The organism is Paraburkholderia silviterrae (assembly GCF_004353915.1).
GTDB classification, from domain to species: Bacteria; Pseudomonadota; Gammaproteobacteria; order Burkholderiales; family Burkholderiaceae; genus Paraburkholderia; species Paraburkholderia silviterrae.
In genome coordinates this window covers 45,355-69,466 of the sequence record NZ_SMRP01000024.1, presented here as the reverse complement: position 1 = coordinate 69,466, position 24,112 = coordinate 45,355, and the positions used below count along the sequence as shown (strand labels likewise).

Below are 24,112 nucleotides of genomic sequence, written 5' to 3'. Positions count from 1 at the left end.
ACGCATGGGCGTTTTCGAATCGAACATCCTCAAACGCCGGGCGCAACCGTCCGGCGCCGAGAAACTCATCGCCGTCGTTGCTGATGAGCAAAGCATTGAGGTCGTGAAGAGCGTGGTCGTCGATCAGGGCATCGCCACCTCACACATCACGACCGGCTCGCTCGACGATGCGATCGCCATCATGACTTCACTGAAGGAGTCGCCGCGCTACCTGATCGTCGATGTGACGGGATCGACGATGCCGATTTCAGATCTGACACGGCTCGCCGAGGTCGTCGACCCTTCTGTCACCGTCATCGTCGTTGGCGAGCGCAACGATGTCGGGCTCTTTCGCAGCCTGCTGCACGTTGGTGTGCAGGACTATCTCGTCAAGCCGCTCACCGCGGAACTCGTCCGGCGGGCGCTGACGTCCACCGACGGCGGTACGTCGGCGCGCATGGGCAAGGTGCTCTCATTCGTTGGCGCGAGGGGCGGCGTGGGCGTCACGACGATCGCCACTGCCCTCGCTTCCCACCTTGCCGACAAAACGCGGCGCCGAATCGCCTATGTCGATCTCGACCCGTATGGTGGCGCGGCCGCCTCGATGCTCGGCATCAGCGCCAACAACGGGCTGATCGAGCTGCTGCAAAACCCGCAGCGACTCGATCAGCAATTGATCAATCAGGCCTTTGTCGCACAGAGCGATCGACTTCTCGTGCTTGCGTCGGAGCTCCCGTACAACCAGGAGTTCACCTTGCGCTCGGGTGCGCTGAGCGAGCTTGTGACGATGCTCAAGCGCCACTTCCACTACATCATGCTCGATTTGCCCGGGCGCGCGGGCAGAGTCGTCGAGGAAGCCCTCGATGCCAGCTCGACGATCCACGTGGTGGCCGACTTCTCCGTGCATTCGGCGCGCGAAGCTGCGCGGCTTTGCCGTTTTGCGCAAACCCTCGACGCCGCTCCCGCCATCACGGTGCTGCTCAACGCAGCACGGCAGCCCGTGTCCGGGCGCGTTCGCGAGGACGATTTCGTCAACGCGCTCGCACGCGGGTCTGTGCACTCACTGCCCTACGAGCCGGAGCGCCTGGCTCTCGCTGAAAACCTCGGTGAAGCAGAAAGGCTTGCCCATTCGACAGGCTCATCGTTCGCAACGGCAATCGTGTCGCTGGCCAATGCGATAACAGGCAGCGAAACGGCTGTCGCTCGTGAGCCGTGGTACAAGCGCCTGTTGCACCCTCGGAGGGCGAAATGATGTTCGGCCGCCGCAACACGCTCGCGACAAACCCGTCAGTCGCCGATCGCGACGAGCCGCGGAACCCGGTTCCCGACCCCGCGGCAGCCGAGCCGGAAGCGGGCAAGCACGAGACGTCACTGCCTTCGTTGACCAGCGCACCCGCCTCAGCGAGCCTTTGCGCCGCGGACCGCAATGAAGCGCTGATCCGCTCCGAGACGTTCAAGGCGATTCGTTCGGCCGTGTTTGCGTCGATGAATATGTCGGCTGCGCTGACGATGTCGCGCAGCGAGGTCCGCACGGGCGTCGAACAGATCGCGGCCGAGACGACCGCGCGCGAGCGTTTGTCGCTGACACTGGCCGAGCAGACCCTCGTCGTCGACGAGATTCTCAACGACATGTTCGGCATTGGGCCAATCGAGCCCCTGCTCGCGGACGAACGCGTCACCGATATTCTCGTGAACGGACCGGACCAGGTCTACGTCGAGCGTGGCGGCCGCCTTGAACTGACGGCACTCAAGTTCCGCGACAACGCGCACGTCATCAACGTGGCGCAGCGCATCGCAGCGGCAATCGGGCGGCGCGTCGACGAAAGCAGCCCGATGGTCGATGCACGTCTTGCCGACGGCAGCCGTGTGAACGTCGTGCTGCCGCCGATCGCGCTGCGCGGGGCATCGATCTCGATTCGCAAGTTCGCCAAACGCAACATCACGCTCGGCCGGATGGCGCAGCAAGGCAATATCTCGACGCAGATGGTGGACGTGCTGCGTATCGCGACCGCGTGCCGCCTGAACGTCATCATCTCCGGCGGCACGGGCTCCGGCAAGACCACGCTGCTCAATGCGCTCTCGCGCTTCATCGACGAAACCGAGCGCGTCGTCACGATCGAGGACGCCGCCGAGCTGCAACTGCAGCAGCCGCACGTCGTCAGCCTCGAGACGCGGCCCGAAAACAGCGAAGGCCTCGGCGGAGTCTCCCAGCGCGACCTCGTTCGCAATGCGCTGCGTATGCGCCCGGACCGGCTCATCCTCGGCGAGACGCGCGGCACGGAAGCATTCGACGTCTTGCAGGCGATGAATACAGGGCACGACGGATCGATGACGACGATTCACGCGAACACCCCGCGCGATGCGATCACTCGACTCGAGAGCATGGTGATGATGGCCAACGGCAATTTGCCGCTCTTGTCGATCCGCAGACAGATTGCCAGCGCCGTCCACCTGATCCTGCAAGTCGAGCGCATGCGCGACGGCGTGCGGCGCGTGACCCATGTGACCGAGATCGCGGGCATGGAAGGAGACGTCGTCATCACACAGGACCTGTTCGTGTTCCGCTACAACGGCACCGCTTATGAGGAGCAGGTGCGCGGGATGTTCGAGTGTTCGTCGCTGCGCCCGGTGTTCGCACAACGCGCAGCTTACTTCGGCCTCGAAGAGGCACTGCTCTCGGCGATGCAATCATGAGATCCGCGGACGTAATCGGCTTCGGCGCTTTTTTTGCCTTCGTCGTCGGGGGCCTCATCGTGCAAGCGCTGCGCAGCATTGCACGCCAGCATCCGCGCACGCGCATCCGTGCCCGAGTGGAGGCGGTGCGCGACGCAAGCAAGGCCTCCCGCGCCGAGCGCGACGCGAGTCTTCAGGAGCAGCTACTGCAGCCCAAGCGCCGCCTCGCCGACCAGGACGCACTCTTCGCCGTCATCTCGGCCTGGCACGAACGGATACGCACGGTCAGTGGCCAGGGCGGTGTTCGCGCGATGTATCTCATCGCGATCGCGGCACTCATTGGATCGATAGTCGGCACGGCGTTCGCTCCTGTGGGGCCGGCGCTGCGCGTGCTCGCCTGCATCGTCATTCCCGTTCTCATCGTGCGTGGGGCCTACCGCGGGTTGATCGAGCGTTTCAAGAAACGCTTTCTCGCCGTCTTTCCCGATACGATCGACCTCATCATTCGCGCGGTGCGCGCCGGCATTCCCGTTGTGCAGGCCATCTGCGTCGCGGGGGTCGAAAGTGAAGAGCCGGTGCGGACGACATTTCGCACCATGGGCGATGCTCTGCTCGTTGGAGCCGACCTGAAGGAGGTGCTCGAACAGGCAGCGGTGCGCCTGAAGCTCGCCGACTTCTCGTTCTTTTCCGTCTGCCTGAACCTGCAGCGCGAGACGGGCGGCAATCTTGGCGATACGCTCGAGAACCTCTCGGGAATCGTGCGCACGCGGCGCGACATCCGGGCAAAGAGCAAGGCGCTCACGGCGGAGGGGCGGCTCGCCAGCAAGATGATCGCAGCCGTCCCGTTCACGATCATGGCCGTTCTCTATATCGTCAATCGGCCCTATCTCGACACGCTCACCCATACCCGGGCCGGACACAAGATTCTCACCCTTTGCGCCGTACTGCTCGCGATCGGACTGTGGCTCATCAACAAGATTTCGAACCTGGACACTTCGCGATGATGAACGCCGACCTTTGGCGCAATGGCGCCCTGCTTTTGCTGCTTGCAGCGTTCACCCTGTGGCTGGTCCGGCGCGATTCGAGTCCGCGCGCACGCATTGTCCAGCGCACACGGCAAGCGGTGGGCCGCGTGGGCATCGATAACAGCGCGCCTGCCGACGTCGCGAAGCGCATGCCGCAGCGTTTCGCCAGGCGGTTCGCCGCGCTCGGTGAACGCATGCCTGTCGTGCAAGCCGAAGACCGCGCCAAACTGGCCACTCGCCTTGCCAGCGCGGGATTTCGCGACCGGCGCGCAGTCGCCGTCATCGCGGGGCTCAAGATCGTCGCGGGAGCCTGTCTTGCGCTCGGTGCCATCGCACTCGGCGGGCATCTGCCCAAGGTCGGCCAGATATTTGCGGTGCGTGCGCTGCTGATGGCGGGCGCATTCGTCGTCGGCATGATGCTGCCGGAATATGCGCTCGCATTCTTCATCCGGCATCGTCGCAAAGCGATCGCCGCCGCGCTGCCCGACGCGCTCGACCTGCTCGTCGTCTGCACCAATGCCGGCAATAGTCTCGTCGTTGCCATCAAGCGCGTGGCGCGCGAGCTGCGCATCATCTGCCCGCCGCTTGCCGATGAGTTCAGCGTAACAGCGGATGAACTCAGTATCGGCGGCGACTCTTCACAGGCGCTCAATGCGATGTCGGCTCGAGTCGGACTGTCCACGATGCGCGCGCTGGTGACCACGCTGGTGCAGTCGCAAAAGTACGGCACGCCGGTCACTCAATCGCTGCGCACCCTGTCACGCACCGAGCGGGCCATGCAGATGGTCGCGCTCGAGGAAAAGGCCGCCAAGCTCGCACCGAAGATGGTGATGCCGATGATGCTCTTCATCATGCCGACCGTCTCGCTCATTGCGGCGGGGCCGGCGGCGATTCGAATCATGGCCGTATTTCACGGCCATTGAGCGCTTCAAGGTTTCTGGAGTTGAAATTGAACCCATCTCTTCCGACGCTTGCGCGCACGACACGTGTCGCGCTCCTGGCACCGCTGGCCGCGGCGTTGCTCGCCACGGGATGCGCTAGCAATCACTTCGTGACGCCACAGCCTGCTGCCGCCACGCATCTGCCCGATGCGCAGGCCGACATGCATGTTGCCGAAAGCGCGCTCGAGGCCGGCGACACGCAGCTTGCCGTGTCGCTTTTCGAAAAGCAGCTGAAAACCGATCCGCAATCGAAAGCTGCGCAGCTCGGCCTCGGCGATGCGATGTATCAGACTGGCGACCTCGCGCGCGCTGGCGTCCTCTATGCGCGGGTTGCAGTCGTAGCGCCGGATGACGCGCGCGCCATGCTCGGACTCGCGCGCGTCGCGCTGCGCCAGCGACGGCTCGACGAGGCCGAGAAGCGCTATCGCGTACTCCTCGCGGCTCATCCGGAGCAAGCGGTAGCGGCCGAGGGGCTTGGCTCCACGCTGGATCTCGAGGGCAAGCACGCGCAAGCGCAGGCAGTCTATCGGGCAGCCTTGCAGCAACACCCCGAGGTCGCAGGCCTCAAGGCGGATCTCGGCCTGTCACTCATTCTGGCTGGCGACGTACGCGCAGGCGCCAATGTGCTGCTCGATGTCGCCGGCCTGCCCGACGCGCCGCCGCAAGCGCGCGAAAATCTGGCGCTCGCGTATGGATTGCTCGGCAACGACCAGGCTGCGAAGCGCATCCTGGTAACCGACATGCCGGCCGACTCGGCCGAGGATAATCTGCGCTTCTACGAGCAACTGCGCGAGCGCCTCGCCACCGCGACGCGTGACACAGGCGATGCACGCAGTGCGGGCGGTGCTCAAACACAGCCGGTGTCGGCCGCAAGCGTCGCGCCTGTCGGAGTGCTCCGATGAAACCACGCCGGCGCACCAGTCCCGGTGCCCGCGCTCACGCGCGCGGCATCGTCTCGCTCGAGTTCGTACTGGTGCTGCCGTTCCTGCTGATGCTGCTCTTCGGTATCGTCGACGTAAGCATGGTGCTTTGCGACAAGGCCGTGATCACGAATGCCGCCGGGGAGGCGGCGCGCCAGGGCGTCGTGTTGCGCGCGACGCCCTACAATCTAACCCAGATCCAGAATGTGGCCCTCGCCTATACGAACAACAGTCTTGTGACGAGCGGCACGAACACGCCCCCGACGGTGACCGTGAGCCCGTCGGGCGGCTGCGCATCGGCCGGTAGCAGCAATCCGCTGCAGGTGAGCATCAGCTACACCTACAACGGGGTTGTGCTCGGCTCGGCATTGAGCGCGATAACGGGCCCTGTTACTGTTACAGCCGTCGCGGTGAAGAACTGTGAATAAGCGCGTGCGTTGCAGCCGGGCCGCGGCTGCTTTGGCTCGTCGCCCGTCACCGGTCCGCCGCGACGAGCGCCGGCGCTCGTGCGCGCGTGCGAGATCGCGAGCGCGCGGTTCGGTAACGCTATGGTTCTTGTTGACGTTCACTGTATTACTGATGTTCGGCGCTTTTGCGATCGACCTGCCGCGTGTGTTCACGGTCAGCGGCGAATTGCAAAACGGCGCTGATGCGGCGGCACTCGCCGGCGCCGGGGCACTCTCCCAAAACAGCACGACCGCACTGAACTGGGCGGGCGCGGCCTCGTCCGCAACGGCGGCCATTGCGTTGAATTCGTCCGGTGGCACCACGCTTTCCAGCGGAGCGGTCAAGGCGGGCTATTGGGACGTTGCCGCGTCCTCGCCCACGCTGCTCACGCCGAGCCAGGTCACGCTGCCGGGGACGGCGGCCCAAATGCTGGAGCCCGCGGTGCAGGTGACGATCACGCGCAATGCCACGAGCAATGGCGGCCTCGTGTCGCTGCTGCTCGGCTCGCTGCTCGGCGTGCCGACGACGGCCGACAGCGCAACGGCCGTGGCGGTCATCGCGCCGCCCTCCACGGTGCCTGCCGGAGCGCTCTTTCCCATGGTCATGGATCAGTGCGTGTACAACCAATACTGGAACTCGGGGCAGAATGCGCCCACGCTCGACGCAACTGGCCAGCCTTATGAGTTCGAGATCGGCAACGGCCAGACCTATGGCTCCACATGCGAGGCGGGGCAGTGGACATCGTTCCTCACGGTCGCCAACGACACGCCGACGGTCACCGGTTTGATCACTAACGGGAATCCGACCTCGCTTTCGATCGGATCCAACATCTACATCGAGCCGGGCGTCAAGGCGGCGGTCTACAAGAGCGTTCCAACGGCAACGACCGTCCTCATGCCAGTCAGCACGCAAATCGCGAGCAAGACATTCGTCTCGATCATCGCATTCGCCGCTTTTTACATCGACTACGTGGACCAGGGTGGCAAGTACATCCAGGGCCACTTCGTAGCCGGATACAAGATGCCGACACAGGGAACGGGTGTTTCCTCGTCGAACTATGGTGGCTACGTCGCGCCGCGTCTCGCATTCTGAGCGGGGCGGCGGTGCGTAAAAATATGGCGCGCGATACGCGCGCCGTGCTCAGGGAAAGCCGCCTTCAATGGCGATACAGGTCTGCCAGGACTTCTGGCAAGGCACGGCGTGCAGTCGGTCGCCTTGCCATGAACCATACGCCGGTATGTCGATAATGGTGCCATTTTCCATATGGCGCGCCCGCATGGGCTGCCACTTTCAGGCGTTCATTACGACCGATATAGTCGGTCCTGGCCAACACCGCGTGAGATGAGACCCACATCGCGTTGGCGTTTGCCTGAGCGGCCAGCGTGGGGGCTTCAGGCTGCGTCTCGGGCGTATCGCCGCGTAGTGCGATGGCCGCGTCCGTTGCATCGCTTACGCAATCCCATTGGCCCGCTAACGCGCAGTTGTGCGCCTGGGCAAGCAGCACCCTGACCGGTCCAATCGCTTCGAACGGCATCAGACGGCCTGCCGGTGCCTGCACGCTGGCCAGCCAATCGCCGCTGGACGTGTCGGGCGTGCCGGATTGTGGACCACGCAACCGATGCGCGTGATCGTAGCCTATGCCAACAGCGAGAACGATGACGTAGAACGCGACGCTCAGCGCCACGCTGAGCCCGGCTCCCGACGAAACGGGAGCCGGGGCGTCGTCGCGCTCGCGTTCGATTTCGTGCCCGCTGTGCGCAGGCTCTTCGATCGGCCGATCGTCGGGCGGGTTCGGTATCGCCATGGCTCGGATGGTTCCTGGGAAGCGGGCCGCGCAGATCGCGCACCTTTCAAACCTGTCTGACGCTTACCACTTGATCTGGGCATTCATGGTGCCGGTCTGGACGATTTCGAATTTCATCTCGCCCCGGTAAGTGCCTTCGATACGGTAGTCCGCTTCTGGCACGGAAAAGAGGCAATGCGGACCCGCGGCGATGAAATCCATCAGCACACGGCCGTGGCGCCTCACCTTGACCGAAACTTCGGTCAGCGGCGCGCCGCCCGACGAGGAGACAAACGTCACTCCAAGGTTGAAGGGATGTTGAGGGTCGGGAGACGTTACGTGAGTGTCGATGTTCGTGTTGCCGCAGACGTAATAGAGCATCTGCTGCGGTGCCGCCGGAGAAGTCGATTGACCAGCCGGCGCGGTGGGAATGGGTGCAGCGGTGGGTGCCATGGGTGCCGATGGAGCGGGCGCAGTCATGGGCGTAATGGGTTGCGAGTTTTGTGTTCCCACTGGTCTCGCGATCTGTGCCCAGGCAGATACCGCATACGCACTGGTGATGAGCACGATGCTCACGGGCACAAGCAGACCTCGTTTCTTCAAGGTCCCCATGATTGTCTCCCTCTTTGATGTGCAACTAGCATAGGGACCGCGGGGGCGAAAAGCAACCGCTCGCGGTTCGTCAGTAATTTGTTCCAGCTTCGACAGCTCGAGCACAGAAGGTACGTACCTATTGCAGCATAGTTGTGTTAACTAAATGATGAAGAGCGCGGAGTTGTAACTGGTTGAAACGTGTCGATGAATCTCGCATAAGCGTGAACTAGAGTGTTGTCATGTTCCTCCTGGGCCTGTAGCAAAAGAAGTGCCGCATGCTGCTGGCGTGCGGGAAGCGTTGAAGCACGCCTGCAACGCTGTGGTGTGCTTATCCGGCGTGTCGTCCCGGTACTGTGTCTATCGGGAAACGGCAAGGACACCGTAAGCCGGATGTTCCAGATCTGCCGATCGGCGAGCGCGCCGTAGCGCTCGATATTCCATGATGTTCTGACGATTTCTTCGCTGCTTTAACAGCGAAGAGTAGACCGGTCGTGATTGGAGCCTGACGCTATATTTGATTGAGTACGCAATAAAAAATACTTCGCCGATCAGATGAATGACGAGTGAAGACATCCCTTGCCGCGCGGGCGGGTGATGCTTGGGGCGTCCGTTGCAATGAGTTGAAGGTACGCCCGCTGACTGACACTCACGATCGCTGTGCTCGCGTGAGTGGTATTGCCTTGGGATGTTGCGGAGAAGCGATATTCGTACGCTGAAAGCGGTACGACATTTGCAAGAGCCGTGTCGTGTGTCGTACTCAACGACAACAAACAGCAAGGGGCAAACAAAAATGGTCGAGAGCAAGCGTTTGTACACGTCGCCTCGGCGGCGTCCACTCAGTGCATGCGCGCCGGCGGCGGTCATGCTTTTGTCAGCCTATGCGGTGCTCGAAAGCAAGGATGGTCTCGCGCAGGAGCCCGATGCTGCAAAGCCGGTGGTTTTTATGGTTGCGCTCGCGGACAATGCCGCGAGCAGCGATCCTGTCGCACGCCCCGTGATGACCGATGCTTCGGGGAGCACCGTTTATGCCGTCACGGCGTCGACGGACGTGCCCCAAAACACCGTGAGCGACGCTACTGGCGTTCCGGTTTCGTCTCCTCCCGAGAGCGCCCGGTCGGCGCCGGCCGAGACGGTTGCACAGGCGAGCGCGGCGCCAGCAACAGCGCCTGCCGCAGCGCCAACGGCTGGGCCGGCGCTTGCTCCCGATACTCCTGCTGCTCCGGCTGCACCCGCTGCTCTCGCGCCCGTGCAGCAAGCGCAGGAAAATAGCCCCACGCTGCCTGCACCACAACCCGCACCGCAACTGGCGCCACAACCCGCACCACAACCGGCACCGCAACCGGCACCTGTCACGCCGCAAATGCAGTTGCCCACGACCGGAAACGGTCCGCAGCCCGGCGAGGATTTGCGTCATCAGATCTTTGGTCTCGCAACGAGTGGTGGTGCGAACCGCGCGCTCGAAGAAGCCAGGAAGCGCCCCGATGTGTTCTCCCCAGTCGATCTTGCGGAAATCGAGGAACTCGCCATCCGGCAAGAAGTACGGGGCGGCCGCTCCAAGGTTCGCGCAATGACGAGCACGGACCGCTTCGATTCGCTCGACGCCGCCATTCGTCATGCGGAAGAATTCGACAAACGTCTGCCGAATACGCCCGAATACGCGCAAGTGCGCGCATCGCTTGCCGGCGACCGGACCGTTGCGTATGCAGCACGCGGGCGGATGGAAGACGCCGTCGCCGTGTTCGAAACCATCCCGCAGAATTCGGAAGTGTCGGCCGAAGCCCTCGCGTCGGTGGGCGACGCCTATTCCTATTTGCAGCAGCCGGCCAAGTCGGAAGTGGTGTATCGCCGTGCCATTGAAGAGACGCGCGCGGCGCCCACCGACGCTGCAACGCTCGGATACCAGTACGGCTCGCACACGCGTCTGATCGACCTGCGCGAAGGCCTGTTCTATGCGCTCACTGATCAGAACAAATATACGCAGGCCCACCAGGTGCTCGACGACATTCATGGCGCGCTGCCGCCGGCCGACGAGGTTCATTCGTGGGATCCCGCGAACGACGACTATCTGCGCTACTACCGCTTGCTCGCGCAGTATCAGATTTACATTGGCCAGACGAGTCAAGGCATGGCCGGTTTGCAGCGGCTCGAACAGCAGGTGCCGTTCAACGCGGAAGTGCGCGACGCGCAGGCCGACGCGGTGCTTGGCACGGGCCAGACGCGGCGCGCACGCGACATGTATTCCGCGACGTTGACGGATCATCCGGACAACATCGAGGCACTGTCCGGTCTCGGGCGCGCATCGATCGCGCTGGAAGACTATGCCAACGCGCACCGGATCAATACCGCTTTCGACGAGACCTTCCCCGAGAACGGCTCCGTGCGCAGCTTCAAGCGCGACTATCAGGCATACCTCGCGCCGGTATTGACGGTCGACGTCAACGGCGAGCATGGCAACTCGGTGCTGGCGGACAACGAGTTCAGCATCGACACGACCCTGTATTCACCGCCGATCTTCGACAACTGGCGCGTCTTTTCTCATACGTTTTATGGCTATGCGAACACGGATATCGGCAATGTCAGCCGTACCCGCACCGGTGTTGGCGGCGACTATCGCAATGGTCCGCTGACCGTGACCGGCGAGGTGACGCGTTCGATGGGCAGCGATGGACGCACCGGCGGCAACGGCGAAGTCTCGTATGCGTTCAACGACTATTGGTCGGCGAGCGCAGGCGTCGACAGCGACAGCAACTCGCTGCCCATGAAGGCGTACCTCAACCATATTTGGGGGAAAACCGCAGAGGCCAGCCTAAATTTCACGGATACCGATCAGCGTTCGGCGTCGCTGTCTTACTCCGCGGCGCGCTACAGCGACTCGAACTTCAATCAGGAGATTGCGCTGAGCGGGACGCAGCGCGTATTCACGGCGGCGAACCAGTTCGTGAATATTTCGCTGAACCTGAGTACCGGTAGCAACACGATTACCAACGCGGCTTATTTCGCGCCTTCGCGCGACTACACCGCGGAAGTGGTCGCCATGCATCAATGGGCGATCTGGCGCAGCGGGGAGAAAGCCCTCGTGCAGCGTTTCTATCTGACCGCGGGCGCCTACAACGAGCGCGGCTTTGGTACGAGCGCGGAGCTTGGGGCCCGCATCGAACACGCGTGGACGTTCAGTCACGACATCACGCTCAAGTATGGCTTCGGTGTGCTCAGTCACGCGTACGACGGAGCGCGTGAATTTTCGGAGATCGCCTATGCCGCGCTCACGGTTCCCTTCTGACCTTGAAATGCGAGAGGAGGCGGGCGATGCAATCTCGTCGACGTTTTATTTGTAGCTGTCTGGGTGCGATGGCAGGCTGTTCGCTGTTTCCATCCCTTGCGCCCGCGAAGCTGATCGACATCCTCCCGCCGGCCGACCCGGCCGATGGCAAGACCTTTCGCGTCATCTGCTTTCACGATGTGCGCGACAACCTGCGCGCGGAGTTCCATACGAACAGCATGATCGACCCGTATGCGGTCGACACGGGCACGTTGACATCGATTTTTTCGTGGCTCGATACGAACCACTACAACCCGGTGACGTTCAGTGCGATCGTGGCGTCGCGCAACGGCGGCGCGCCGTTGCCGCCGCGCTCGGTGCTGCTGACTTTCGACGACGGCTTCAAGAGCCATCATGACAAGGTGCTGCCGCTGCTCAAGCAGTTCAGGTATCCGGGTGTCATGGGGATTGTCACGTCGTGGATCGATACGCCCGCGAACTCGGGAATCCGGCTTTCGGACGCCGTTGTCGTGCCGCGCGACACGTTCATGTCATGGGACGACGTGCGCAATGTGGCGGCGTCTGGGCTCGTCGAGCTCGCGTGCCACACGCACGATCTGCATCACGGCGCCGTTGCCAATCCTCAGGGGAACGAACTGCCGGCAGCCACTTCGCATCTGTACCTGAAGGACCAGCAGCGCTACGAGACGGATGCCGAGTTCGAGTCGCGCGTGCACGGCGACCTCGGCAACTGCATACGTCAGGTCAAGCAGCAGACGGGCGTGACGATCCGCTCGATGGTGTGGCCTTACGGGGCGCAGAATCTGACCGTGCGCACCGTTTCGGCGCGTCTTGGCATGCCCACGCAGTTTACGCTCGAGTCCGGCCCGAATACGCCGGACATTCCGCTCGATCGCTTGCGCCGCATTCTTGCGACATATGACATCGACGTGGGCGATTTCGAGCGCTCGATGCGCGAGCCTGCGCAAAACCGCGGCGAAATCAATCCGGTGGAGCGGCCCGTCGTGGTCTCGCTCGACGATGTCTACGATCCCTCGCCCGACGCGCAGGAGAAGAAGCTAGGCGCACTGATCGAACGCATGTATCGATTGAAGCCGAGTTCGGTCTATTTGCAGGCCTTTTCAGACCCTTCGCGCTCGGGACTGGCGCGCGCGCTCTATTTCCCGAACCGGCATTTGCCGATGCGCTCCGATTTGTTCTGCCGCGCGGCCTGGCAGTTGAATACGCGCGCCAGTGTGGAGGTTTATGCCTGGATGCCGGTGCTCGCATTCGCGGTGCCGGAGAAGCTCAACGGGCGCGTCGAGTTCGTCACGGCGGCCGCGGGCAGCACCTTGCCGCCCGGCGCGTCGGGCGTGCGCCGGCTCAGTCCGTTCGATCCGGCGGCGCGCGCTTACGTGCGCGATCTGTATGAGGATCTTGGCAAATACTCCGCATTCAATGGCGTGCTGTTCGGCGAGGACGCGACGCTCAGCGATTTCGAGGACGACGGGCGGCACGCGCGCCAGACCTATGCGAGCTGGGGGTTGCCGGGCAATGTCGAGCAGATTCGCGCCAATCCGGAGATGATGAAGCGCTGGGGCGCGCAGAAGACCCGCTATCTGCTCGACTTCACGAAGGAGCTACGACAGATCGTACTCGACAGCCAGAACAGCGACGAAGTGCTGACCGTGCGCACGATCTTTCCCGATGTCTTGCTCGACCCCGGCAACGAGGCGCGCTATGCGCAAAACTATCCGACCTTTGTGAGTGCGTATGACTTCGTGGGGCTGCTCGCCATGCCGTCGCGACAGGGCATCACTTCGGTGGACAGCTGGCTCGACAAGCTCGGCCGGGTGGTGCAGGCCGTGCCGGATGGCCCGCGCCGGACAGTCTTTCTCCTCGAGGCAACCGATTCCCAAACGGGCGACAGTGTGCCGACTACGCGCCTGACCGATCAGATGCGCCATCTGCGCGAGGAGGGCATGGTGAGCTATGGGTACTACCCCGACAACTTCGCACACGATCTGCCGAATGCGGTCGCACTGACCGACGTCATGTCGACGCGCCAGCGCCTCGATCCCGCGTCTATCAATGTACTGCTCAAAGGCGCCCAGGCTGGAGGAGTACGGCAATGATGCATATCGTGATCAACCGGCTGCAGGACTTTATTTTCTTCTACCCGTTCTTCATGTCGTATCTGTGGATGATCGGGGGGGCAGTGCACTTCCTCGCGCTGGAGCACGGGCGGTCCCGTTCGCCGAATGCATTGAGAATGTCGGGGATGCCGAAGGTGGCCGTGATCGTGCCGTGCTTCAACGAAGAGATGAATGCGCGCCGCGTGTTTCAACATCTGGCGACACTCAAGTACCCCAATTACGAAATCATCGCAGTCAACGACGGCAGCCGCGACCGCACCGGCGAGGTGCTGAACCAGCTCGCCACAGAAATTCCGCATCTGACCGTCATTCACCATTCGAAGAACGAGGGCAAGGCGATTGGCCTGACCACCGCCGCGGCGCTCACTAACGCGCCTTACCTCATGTGCATCGACGGCGATTCGCTCCTTGGCGACGATGCGATCGAATGGATGCTGGAGCACTTCATATCCGACCAGAACGTGGGCGCGGTGACCGGCAACCCGCGCATCCGCACGCGCACGTCGCTGCTCGGCCGCATGCAGGTGGGCGAATTTTCGTCGATCGTCGGACTGATCAAGCGCACGCAGCAGGTCTATGGACGCATCTTCACGGTCTCGGGTGTCATCACGATGTTTCGCAAGAGCGCGCTCGCCGATGTTGGCTACTGGAGTTCCGACATGCTGACCGAGGACATCGACATCAGCTGGAAGCTGCAGTGCAACGACTGGCGTGTTGCCTACGAGCCGCATGCACTGAGCTGGATCCTCATGCCGGAGACGCTCAAAGGGCTGTACAAGCAGCGCCTGCGTTGGGCCAAGGGCGGCATTCAGGTGTTGTTCAAGTACGCGGGCAGGCTCCTGTACGGGCAGCGCCTGATGATGTGGCCGCTCTTCGTCGAGTACGCGCTCGGCATAGCGTGGGCTTATTCGATGGCGTTCATTTTGCTGCTCTCGGTTCTCAACGCGTTCTACACGTTGCCGCCGGACTGGCACGTCTCGCTGCTGCCGCACTGGCACGGCATGCTGCTGGTGGCGACCTGCGTGCTTCAGATCATCGTCGGCTGCGTGATCGACCGGCGCTACGACGAGAAGCTGCTGCTCTACGTGATGGACACCGTCTGGTATCCGCTTGCATTCTGGTTGATCAACATGGTCACCACTGTCGTTGCGCTGCCGACCATCGCCTTCGGGCGCCGCGGCAAGCGCGCAGTCTGGACTAGCCCTGATCGAGGTATTCAACATGAACAGCACGCCCGTCATTGACCTCTCCCTGCACGCCCCGCAACAGATCATCTCCGACAAGGGCATCGCTCGCGGTGTCCTGCTGGTGCTGTGGTTCCGGCTGCTGCGGCCGGCCTGCGTGGGTTCGATGTGGGCGGGCATTACGATCTACGCCTATCGATATCTATTGCCGTTCGAGGAAGGCGACCTTTCCTGGCCCGAATTGGTGTCGTATTTCGCGGCGATTGGCGCCATCGCCTCGGTTTTGACGATGTGGATGATTCTCGCGCGCGTGGCGCACCCGTTTGCTTCGAAGTCGCGCACGCAGCGTCTGCTGCGCCGCAAGGCTGGGCTGACGGTCGAGCCTGGGCCCTTCGCCGGGGCCGCTTCGCGCGAGCCGAACTCCGTAGCCCGGGTATTCGTGGCCTCGCATGACGCAAACGGGCTGATCGCGGCGCTGCGCGTGCTGTCCGTAGCGGGGCCGGCAGCGAGCGGTGCGGGCGAGCGCGAAGCCACGGGCGGCACCCACGGCAACGTGAAGCAGACGGTGTACACGTCTGCGGCCGCGCCGACGCGCCGGACGCCGCGGCATTGAGTTGACGGGCTGACGCAGCACCAGGGCAAAGCGGGCGCCGACATGGAGTGCATCATCGAGCGTGCTGGGCGCCGCCGCCGGTTCGGCTGGCTGGCGGTGCTCGGATTCATTCTCGCGGTCGCGGCGTATCCGGCGTCCAGCGGTCACGCCGGCGCGGTGGAGGTCAGTGCGCATCGGGCGCCGGCCGGGGCAGTTGTTGCCGTGCCGGCGCCGGGTCTCGGCGACGAGCGGCGCTTCATGCACGGCATCGGGTGGGCGAGCGCCAGCGGCAACAAAAGCTGGGTCTTCTTCAGCAGCTCGGGTTTGCCGCCACGCGGTGCGAATCGTGACGGCAGCTGGCCGCACGACGTCTATGTCGGCGCGTGGTCGCCGGGGCATCAGCGGCTGGCCAACGTTCATATTTTCATCAGCCGTCCGGAAGCGCAGGAGCCCGTGTCGGTCGCGCAAAACACACAGGGCAATATCTTTGTGAGCTTCGAGGACGGCTGGAATACGCCGAACGAAGTCAGCCAGCGGTACGGCGTCTATCGATCGAACCTGGTGCCCATCAAACCCTATCCGAACGATGTCGAGTCGGGCGGCCATTCCGGTCATGTGGCCGCGGTTGGCGAACACTTCGTCGTGTTCTATTCGGAAGACTGGGTGGACGGCGGCGGTGTCGACAACCTCGGCACCGGCAATGGCGTGTATGTGAAGGTCTACGACGGCTCAGGCAAGCTGTTGCGGCACGAGAACGTGGCGGCCCATGTTCGGGAGTGGTGGCCCATGATTGCGGGCTCGTCGACGAAGGCGCTCCTCGTCTGGCAGAAGTACATTCCCGGCGAGTTCGTCGCGCAACTGGAGTTTGCCGTGTACGACCCGGTGAGCGGCAAGCTCGAACGACCGGAGGATGGGGTCAATGTTTTCCGTGTGCAGTACTACACGTATGCCGCGGCCTGGGTGCCCGCCGTGAACCGCTTTGTTCTGGAGGCGACGCTGGAGAATGGGCGCACTTCGATCCTGCTGATCGACGAAGCCGGGCACGTCACGGCGAAACTCGAATGCCTGCCTGCCTCCGTGCGCGAATCGAGCATCGCGGTGGATGGCAGCGTCGCGTATGTGCCCACTCGCGACGGTCGTTTGATGGCGCTTGCGCTGACGGGAAGCACGATCGACTTGCGCGGCATGATGCGTGCTCCGTTTGCATGGGGCAACACGGGTGCGATCGGCATTCCGTATGGTCCCGGCGCGCTCCATTTTGTTTCGCTTTCGCCGGTTGGCTTGCGTGAAGCGAACTTCAACGTGCACAACGAGGTGCAGCCATCCGCATCGGATCGCTGCGGCCCCGAGAGTGCACAAAAGCAGTCGGACGTTTCGTCGAACGACTAAGGGAGGCGATCATGTGCGGAATCGTTGCGGGCGTGGCCCAGCGCAACATCGTTCCTTCGTTGCTGGAAGGTCTGAAGCGCCTCGAGTACCGGGGATATGACTCATGCGGCCTTGCGGTGCTCCAGCGCGGCGAAGCGCGCCGGGTACGCACGCTCTCGCGCGTGTGCACACTGGAGGCCGACGCGCGCGCGATCGATCTGGATGGCGTGACCGGCATCGCCCACACGCGTTGGGCGACACACGGCATGCCGGTGATCGACAATGCGCACCCCATCTTTTCCGGCGAGCAGATCGCCGTCGTGCACAACGGCATCATCGAGAATCACGAGCAGTTGCGCGAGTCGATGCGCAAGAAAGGCTATGTGTTCACGAGTCAAACCGATACCGAAGTGATTGCGCATCTGGTTCACGAACACTATTGCGGCGATCTTCTCACGGCGGTACACAACGCGACAAGGTTGCTGCAGGGCGCCTACGCTATTGCCGTGATGTGCCGTGATGAGCCCGGACGCGTGATCGGCGCGCGGCAGGGTTCGCCGCTCGTCGTCGGCATTGGGACGGAAGGCGTTTTTCTTGCGTCGGATACGTTCGCGCTCGCCGGTAGCGCCGACCGATTCATCTATCTCGAGGAAGGCGATCTCGTCGATATCGAAGGCAAGGACGTAAAGATCATCGACAAGGAAGGACAGGCCGTCTCGCGTCGGGAGATTGCCTTCGTGCGCCATGCGTCGGATGCGGAGCTTGGCGCCTACCGCCATTTCATGCAGAAGGAAATCTTCGAGCAACCGGTGGCCGTCGCGCGCACGATCGCGACAGTCACGGGGCGCGAAACGCATCAGGCGGGAATGCCGAGGCCGGAAGAACTGGCTGAAGTGACGAACGTGCTGATGCTCGGCTGTGGCACGAGCCATTACGCGGCGTTGACCGCTTGCGGCTGGTTCGAGCGCTTTGCCAACGTTGCCGCGCGAGCCGAAATTTCCAGCGAGTATCGATATCGCGATTATGTTTCGCCGGGTAATACGCTGGTTGTCGCGGTTTCGCAATCGGGCGAGACAGCCGATACGCTTGCCGCGCTGCGCTATACCCAGTCGATGGGCGAGCAGCGAACGCTGGCGATCTGCAATGTCGCGGCGAGCGCGATGGTCAGGCAATGCCGCTGGTCATTCATTACGGAGGCGGGCCCCGAGGTGGGTGTGGCTTCGACAAAGGCCTTCACGACTCAACTCGTCGCGCTCTTCATGCTGGCGATCCAGATGGGCAAACAGCGCGGGCGCGTGAGCGAGGACGAAGCTGCAAGCTATATACGTCAGCTCACCGCGCTGCCGGATGCGATGCGCAATGTGCTGGCGCGCGAGCCGGAAATCATGGCGTGGGCCGAAGCGCTCTATCAATCCGATCATGCGCTTTTTCTCGGGCGCGGCACGCACTATCCGATTGCACTGGAGGGCGCGCTCAAGCTCAAGGAGATTTCTTATATCCACGCGGAAGGGTACCCCGCCGGCGAACTCAAGCACGGGCCGCTCGCGCTCGTGACTGATGCAATGCCCGTGATCGTGACTGCGCCTAACGATGCGCTGCTGCACAAGCTGAAGTCGAATATGGAGGAGGTGCGGGCGCGAGGCGGACGCCTTTTCGTGCTCGCCGATTCGGACACGGGTTTGACGGTGGAGTCCGGCATGCGGCTGATCCACATGCCGGCCTGGTTCGGGGCGCTTTCGCCGGTGCTGCATGTGGTGGCGCTGCAGTTGCTCGCGTATCACGTGGCCTGCTTGCGCGGAACCGATATCGACAAGCCTCGCAATCTCGCGAAATCGGTTACGGTGGAATAGGGATTTCGGTTTTACGCTTATTGAGCGGTGCCCCACACGGCGGCACCGTCGCGGGCCGATTGTCCCGGCACCCAGGCTTTTCTTCAAACGGCTACGAGCCGGAAACCAAAATTGCCTGAAAACTCGCTGCCCCGATCCGATACGTCCGAGCCCGCTGGTATTCCGGAGATCGGTAGGAGCGGCGAGCCGCCTCCATGTCGTCGAATGCTGCAATCACCACACGACCCGGGCGACAGGCGCCTTCAAGCGCTTCGACTTCAGATCCTCGTGCGAGAAATCGTCCACCATTCTTCTGCACAGCCGGACCCGCGAGTTCGACGTACTTGCTGTACCCGTCGGGATCGGTGACATCGATAAGGCAAACAATATATGCGGTCATGTGAGTGAAGAGTTGATTGGCAGGCGGGGTTGGGCGTCGCTGGGGGGCATATCCAGAAGATGCCGGCGGCGAGCGCCGCCACAATTTGCTTAAGTCATGGAAATGGCCTCGTCGGCGTCCTGTTCCCGATCAGGAGGGCGTCACCGTTCAGAACACCTCAAGCTGAGTATACTGGTTGGCTCGGCCGCGCAGCGAGCGAGGTCCATGGACGCGGCGACAATAATTTGAGCCTTGACTCACAATTCCTTGCCCTTGGCGTACTAAACTTTGCCCAATCCTCAACTCCTTCATCCCTGAAAATGACTACTCGACGCAAACTTCCCCCTCTGAATGCAGTTAAAGCGTTCGAGGCGGCAGCGCGACTTGGCGGCTTTACTGCGGCAGGCGAGGAATTGTTCGTCAGCCCTGGGGCAATCAGCAGACATGTCGCGAACCTCGAGTCCTTTCTAGGGATCACGCTATTTAAGCGGGGGCATAACGAAGTCCGACTGACTCAGGAAGGGAGCGAATATCTGGCGAAAGTCGCCGGTGCACTGTCCGCAATCGAAGATGCGTCGCGACGCGCTTCCGCACCCAGTGGCACACAGAGTCTGCATATTCACGCGCTGCCTACTTTCGCTGAATTTTGGTTGCTGCCACGCCTGGGAGCGTTCCGGATGGCGCATCCGGATGCGCGCATTCAGTTGACCACTTCCATGGAAGAGACGGACTGGGACACGGATAGCGCGGACATCTCGGTTTATGCAAGCGAAGGGGGGTGGAACGAACGCGGTATCCACCTGTTTGATACCACCATTTCTCCGGTATGCGGGCCGCAATGGCGAGATGCAGCCGACCGCGACATGCGCATAAGTCCAAACGAGTTGGTTGACTGGCCGCTGTTGAGTTCAGTGAACAAGGCAGCAGATTGGTTGAGATGGTTCCACGCATGCGAGTTGCAGCCCGACTCTGCCAGACCGCAGTACCTTTTCGGGACGTCTTCCATGGCCTATAAGGCTGCGATGAATGGGCTCGGAGCCGTTTGCGCGGAACTGGCATTCGTGGGCCAGGCGTGCGCCGACGGGCAACTACTACGCCTCAGTACCGTGATTGCGCCGGGAAGCAGCTATTTTGTCGAGGCGCGACCGGGCAAGAAGGAGTCGGATCTGTCGCGTGCTTTCAAGGAATGGATTGTCGATCAGGCGGGTTCGTAGCCAGACCATAGAGCGGTTGCTCCAGGCTTCTCCTGCGCACGCAGGGTGACGATACTGGCCATGAACGCGCAGCGGAAATTGCCTTCGATAGTCGGCGATGCCGCCTGCGGCACCTTCGATGACCGAGGCGATATGGGTCGCTGGCTGTTCCAACGGCTTCAGCTGTAAGCGGTTGAGATGCTCTCCTTCCTCTCTCGCTACACCGTTGTATCTACTAATTAACTCGGATTCCTAATTTTTAGCGGCGAAACCTGCTTCGCTGAGAAATACCCGAAAGGGGCGCACGCTCTGGCCTCCCGCCTTGGGGGCCAAGCTCCATGCCAGAGCGCCGCTACGAATCAGACGAGGGAACTCACCTTCATCAGCCGGCGAGACAGTGGTTGAGCGGATCCTTGCCCTCACAACACCATGGCGCTGGCATCGCCATGCAAGCCTGTCCGCCGGCTTGGCATGCGCACGCAGAAGGACCTCAAGACGGCCTGCCAGCTGGGTCCGCTACGCGCAGCGAAGGAGGGCATCCTTTTCTCAGGCAACGCTCAATTTTAGTTTGTGTCCAACTTCCGTGTCCCTTCATAGAATGGGCACATGAACTCCTACTCTTCACCACTGACTCTATTCGAGAAGATCTGGAACGCACACGTCGTAGTGCAGAAAGGCGACGAGTACCTTCTCTACGTAGATAAACACATCCTCCATGAGGGTTCCACGCCGCTTGCTTTCTCGGGCCTTCGCGAGTCGGGACGTGAGTTGCGGCGACCGCAATCGATGATCGGCGTCATTGATCACACGATACCGACACGAGAGCGGCACCTGCCCCCGGCGGATCCACAGGCCCGGGCAATGATGGAGGCTTTTCATCGAGACACGTCCGAGCACGGCATTTCAATTTTCGATGAAAACGATCCGCGACAGGGGATCGTGCACGTGGTCGGACCGGAGCAAGGTTATAGCTTGCCGGGAACGCTCATCGTTTGCGGCGACAGCCACACCTCTACGAACGGCGCATTCGGTGCCTTCGCTTTCGGGATTGGCACTTCAGAGGTCGAGCACGTCTTTGCAACCCGGACGCTGTGGCGCAAAAAGCCTCGCAACATGCTTATCCGAGTAGATGGCGAGATGCCCGAAGGGACATCCGCCAAGGATTTGGCATTGCTGATCATTAATAGAGTGGGCATCGCAGGCGGTACGGGATATGTTGCTGAGTTTGCAGGTGCGACTGTCTACGGTCTCACGATGGAAGGGCGCATGACTCTCTGCAATATGGCCATAGAGGCGGGTGCCAGGGCGGGCTTGATCGCGCCGGATGACGTGACATTCGAGTATTTGCTCGGACGCCCCTTGGCCCCGACAGGGCCCGATTGGGATGCAGCCGTCGCATCCTGGCGTGCGTTGCGAACTGACGATGGCGCGCGCTACGACCGCATTGTGGATATCGACGCATCTTCGCTGCGGCCGATGGTTACTTGGGGGACGACACCCCAGGATTCGGTACCGATTAACGGATGCGTACCCGATCCCTCGGTTGAGCCGGACCCTGCACGTCGAACCTCGATGCAACGTGCGCTTGACTACATGGGCCTTCGCCCGGGTATGCCGGTCTCCGAGATTGAACTCGACTATGTGTTCATCGGCTCGTGCACGAACGGGCGACTGGAGGATTTGCGAGCGGCGGCCAATGTCGTACGCGGGCGTCGGGTGTCTTCGGGCGTAACGGCGATCGTGGTTCCAGGGTCCGGGCTGGTGAAATCCGCAGCCGAGGCGGAAGGTCTCGATACCGCGTTTCGCGAAGCGGGCTTTGAATGGCGTTCGCCGGGCTGTTCCATGTGCCTCGCCATGAATGACGACGTATTGGCACCGGGGCAACGATGCGCATCGACCTCGAATAGGAACTTTGAGGGGCGCCAGGGGCGTGACGCGAGGACCCACCTGGTGAGTCCGGCGACCGCGGCGGCAGCGGCGTTGACCGGTCGCCTGGCCTATCCGGATCTGGAGCAAGAGGAATGAAGGCGTTCAACGTATTGCGAGGGGTGGCGGTTCCTCTGCTCAAGGACAACATCGATACCGACCAGATTTGTCCGAAACAGCACTTGAAGCGGCTCGTGCGGACAGGTTTTGATCGAGCGCTCTTCTCGGATAGGCGCTTCGATGCGCAAGGATCCGAACGTCCGGACTTCATATTGAATCAGGATCCCTGGCGCAAGGCAGCGATCCTGGTTGCGGGAGAGAACTTCGGGTGCGGGTCGAGTCGCGAGCATGCCGTCTGGGCGCTCGTTGAGTTCGGCATACGCTGCGTGATCGCACCGAGCTTCGGCGACATATTTTTTCAGAACAGTGTGAATAGCGGTCTCCTGGCGGTGAGCCTGCCTCTTGAGCATGTTCAAAAGCTGGCCAGTGAAGCACAAGCTGACCCAGGAGCGGAATGGACTATCGATCTTCCGAACCAGAAAATAAGCACTGCTGATGGAGAAGCTATTGAGTTCGACATCGATCAATCACGGAAGTCTCGATTGAGTGAAGGGCTGGATGAGATCGGGATGACCCTTCTACACCAGTCTGAGATTGAGGCATTTGAAGTGCGTCAGCGCAATGTAGCCCCCTGGCTCTGGTATCCCGCACATCTGAAATAAAGCGAACTTTCAAAGGAGACATATTTTGCAAAAGAAGCGATTGCTCATGTTGCCGGGGGACGGCGTTGGCCCCGAGATCTTTTCCGCACTGAAGCCGGTAGTCGCCTGGTTGCAGTCGAGCATGGATCTCGATGTCAAAGAGGCGGTATCGGGATATAACGCCTATCTGGCGCACGGCGTGACTCTGCCTCGCGATACATTGTCCCTCGCACTTGATTCGGACGCGGTGCTCTTCGGGGCTGAAGACAATGAAGCCTTTTCCACGCTGCATCCTGCCGAGCGGCCGTCTTCCGCGCTCCTCGAGCTTCGTCAGAAGCTGGGCGTATTCGCGAATCTCCGGCCCGTGCGGATCAACCCGAGTCTCGTCAGCCGTTCACCTTTGAAGCCTGAAATTATCTCAGGGGCAGACTTCATCGTCGTGCGAGAGTTACTCGGAGGGCTGTATTTCGGTACCCCGAGAGGGATAGAGACTTTGCCCGATGGGAAGCGCCGTGGGGTAGACAGCCTGGTGTATTTCTCCGACGAGATTGAGCGGGTCGCACGCGTGGCTTTTGAACTGGCGCGCAGCCGGCGCAACAAACTGTGTTCCGTCGACAAAGGCAACGTGCTGGCCACCGGTGCACTTTGGCGCGATGTCGTGTCATCGCTGGGAAGGTCGGAGTATCCCGACGTCGAACTGAGCCACATGTACGTGGATAACTGTGCAATGCAGCTGGTCCGTCGGCCAAGCCAGTTCGATGTCATCGTGACGGAAAACACGTTCGGCGACATTCTCTCCGATTGCGCCGCAATGATTCCGGGGTCGATTGGCATGCTTCCGTCGGCATCGCTGTCCCAGCAGGACGAGTCTGGCCGCAGGCGGGGTCTGTACGAGCCCATTCACGGTTCGGCTCCGGATATCGCGGGCAAGAACCTGGCGAATCCGATCGGTACGATTCTCAGTCTGGCGATGGCGCTGGAGCATTCGCTTGGCACTCCAGAACTTGCAAAAAGGCTGGAGCAGGCGGTGGAAGAGGTCCTTGAGACGGGCAAGCGCACAAGCGATCTCGGTGGCGATGGGACATCGGGGACCAGGGAAATGGCCCAGGCGATCGCTGATCGGCTGCAAGCGTAGTGAGTCTGAACCAGAAGGCCAAGGTGGC

Annotated in this window: 20 protein-coding genes; 17 read left to right on the top strand and 3 right to left on the bottom strand. The window is 62.0% G+C overall.

Annotated elements, in window-relative coordinates; translation table 11 throughout:
• Positions 1-4 precede the first annotated feature (4 nt).
• From EYW47_RS31840 to EYW47_RS31810, 7 genes are read left to right on the top strand one after another with little or no spacing between them, the layout of a single operon-like run.
• Positions 5-1,231, top strand: coding sequence for a CpaE/TadZ family protein (locus EYW47_RS31840; RefSeq protein ID WP_133198785.1), 1,227 nt, complete (start codon positions 5-7; stop codon positions 1,229-1,231).
• Complete coding sequence (locus EYW47_RS31835) at positions 1,228-2,673, top strand: TadA family conjugal transfer-associated ATPase (RefSeq protein ID WP_133198784.1); 1,446 nt, start codon at positions 1,228-1,230, stop codon at positions 2,671-2,673. Before EYW47_RS31840 ends, EYW47_RS31835 begins: the two co-directional genes overlap by 4 nt.
• Positions 2,670-3,656: a type II secretion system F family protein gene (locus tag EYW47_RS31830; RefSeq protein WP_133198783.1), complete on the top strand. Its 987-nt coding sequence runs from the start codon at positions 2,670-2,672 to the stop codon at positions 3,654-3,656. Before EYW47_RS31835 ends, EYW47_RS31830 begins: the two co-directional genes overlap by 4 nt.
• Complete coding sequence (locus tag EYW47_RS31825) at positions 3,653-4,600, top strand: type II secretion system F family protein (RefSeq protein ID WP_133198782.1); 948 nt, start codon at positions 3,653-3,655, stop codon at positions 4,598-4,600. Before EYW47_RS31830 ends, EYW47_RS31825 begins: the two co-directional genes overlap by 4 nt.
• A 26-nt stretch (positions 4,601-4,626) precedes the next feature.
• Complete coding sequence (locus EYW47_RS31820; protein ID WP_240764004.1) at positions 4,627-5,520, top strand: tetratricopeptide repeat protein; 894 nt, start codon at positions 4,627-4,629, stop codon at positions 5,518-5,520.
• Positions 5,517-5,966, top strand: coding sequence for a TadE/TadG family type IV pilus assembly protein (locus tag EYW47_RS31815; protein WP_133198780.1), 450 nt, complete (start codon positions 5,517-5,519; stop codon positions 5,964-5,966). Before EYW47_RS31820 ends, EYW47_RS31815 begins: the two co-directional genes overlap by 4 nt.
• Positions 5,967-5,997: 31 nt before the next feature.
• Entirely contained in the window at positions 5,998-7,077 is a 1,080-nt protein-coding gene (locus EYW47_RS31810) for a TadG family pilus assembly protein (RefSeq protein ID WP_276322972.1), read from the top strand.
• Between the two features lie 64 nt (positions 7,078-7,141).
• Here EYW47_RS31810 and EYW47_RS31805 read toward each other — a convergent pair whose 3' ends face one another.
• A complete protein-coding gene (locus EYW47_RS31805) occupies positions 7,142-7,789 on the bottom strand; it encodes a hypothetical protein (RefSeq protein WP_133198779.1) in 648 nt (215 codons plus the stop codon).
• A 63-nt stretch (positions 7,790-7,852) separates the two neighbouring features.
• On the bottom strand, positions 7,853-8,380 hold the full coding sequence (locus EYW47_RS31800; protein ID WP_240764002.1) for a hypothetical protein: 528 nt from the start codon (positions 8,378-8,380) through the stop codon (positions 7,853-7,855).
• Positions 8,381-9,224: 844 nt separating this feature from the next.
• Here EYW47_RS31800 and EYW47_RS31795 point away from each other — a divergent pair.
• Genes EYW47_RS31795 through glmS form a run of 6 tightly spaced genes read left to right on the top strand, consistent with a single transcriptional unit; the run spans position 9,225 to position 18,771 of the window.
• Positions 9,225-11,642: a PgaA family protein gene (locus EYW47_RS31795; protein ID WP_240764001.1), complete on the top strand. Its 2,418-nt coding sequence runs from the start codon at positions 9,225-9,227 to the stop codon at positions 11,640-11,642.
• Positions 11,643-11,668: 26 nt separating this feature from the next.
• Positions 11,669-13,756, top strand: a complete 2,088-nt coding sequence (pgaB, locus tag EYW47_RS31790; RefSeq protein WP_133198778.1) for a poly-beta-1,6-N-acetyl-D-glucosamine N-deacetylase PgaB — start codon at positions 11,669-11,671, stop codon at positions 13,754-13,756.
• The gene (pgaC, locus tag EYW47_RS31785; protein WP_133198777.1) at positions 13,753-15,021 is read left to right on the top strand and encodes a poly-beta-1,6-N-acetyl-D-glucosamine synthase; all 1,269 of its coding nucleotides are present in this window, start codon (positions 13,753-13,755) and stop codon (positions 15,019-15,021) included. Before pgaB ends, pgaC begins: the two co-directional genes overlap by 4 nt.
• Positions 14,999-15,574 carry a Biofilm PGA synthesis auxiliary protein PgaD gene (locus EYW47_RS31780; protein WP_133198776.1) on the top strand — a complete coding sequence of 192 codons (576 nt, stop codon included), beginning with the start codon at positions 14,999-15,001 and terminating at the stop codon, positions 15,572-15,574. The genes pgaC and EYW47_RS31780 overlap by 23 nt, the downstream gene beginning before the upstream one ends.
• Positions 15,575-15,616: 42 nt before the next feature.
• Positions 15,617-16,942 carry a hypothetical protein gene (locus EYW47_RS31775; RefSeq protein ID WP_133198775.1) on the top strand — a complete coding sequence of 442 codons (1,326 nt, stop codon included), beginning with the start codon at positions 15,617-15,619 and terminating at the stop codon, positions 16,940-16,942.
• An 11-nt stretch (positions 16,943-16,953) separates the two neighbouring features.
• On the top strand, positions 16,954-18,771 hold the full coding sequence (gene glmS / locus EYW47_RS31770; protein ID WP_133198774.1) for a glutamine--fructose-6-phosphate transaminase (isomerizing): 1,818 nt from the start codon (positions 16,954-16,956) through the stop codon (positions 18,769-18,771).
• A gap of 91 nt (positions 18,772-18,862) precedes the next feature.
• Here the strand turns inward: glmS and EYW47_RS42735 are convergent, their stop codons facing one another.
• The gene (locus EYW47_RS42735) at positions 18,863-19,150 is read right to left on the bottom strand and encodes a DUF1330 domain-containing protein (RefSeq protein WP_133198773.1); all 288 of its coding nucleotides are present in this window, start codon (positions 19,148-19,150) and stop codon (positions 18,863-18,865) included.
• Between the two features lie 299 nt (positions 19,151-19,449).
• On the opposite strand from EYW47_RS42735, the gene EYW47_RS31760 reads away from it, so the two are divergent.
• The 4 genes from EYW47_RS31760 to leuB all read left to right on the top strand — a co-directional run bounded on the left by EYW47_RS31760 (position 19,450) and on the right by leuB (position 24,084).
• Positions 19,450-20,343 (top strand): LysR substrate-binding domain-containing protein, encoded by an 894-nt coding sequence (locus tag EYW47_RS31760; RefSeq protein WP_165976732.1) that lies wholly within the window; start codon positions 19,450-19,452, stop codon positions 20,341-20,343.
• Positions 20,344-20,928: 585 nt separating this feature from the next.
• Positions 20,929-22,347 (top strand): 3-isopropylmalate dehydratase large subunit, encoded by a 1,419-nt coding sequence (gene leuC, locus EYW47_RS31755; RefSeq protein WP_133198771.1) that lies wholly within the window; start codon positions 20,929-20,931, stop codon positions 22,345-22,347.
• Entirely contained in the window at positions 22,344-22,970 is a 627-nt protein-coding gene (leuD, locus tag EYW47_RS31750) for a 3-isopropylmalate dehydratase small subunit (protein ID WP_133198770.1), read from the top strand. Before leuC ends, leuD begins: the two co-directional genes overlap by 4 nt.
• A gap of 46 nt (positions 22,971-23,016) precedes the next feature.
• Positions 23,017-24,084, top strand: a complete 1,068-nt coding sequence (gene leuB / locus EYW47_RS31745) for a 3-isopropylmalate dehydrogenase (RefSeq protein ID WP_205710192.1) — start codon at positions 23,017-23,019, stop codon at positions 24,082-24,084.
• The last annotated feature ends 28 nt before the right edge of the window (positions 24,085-24,112 follow it).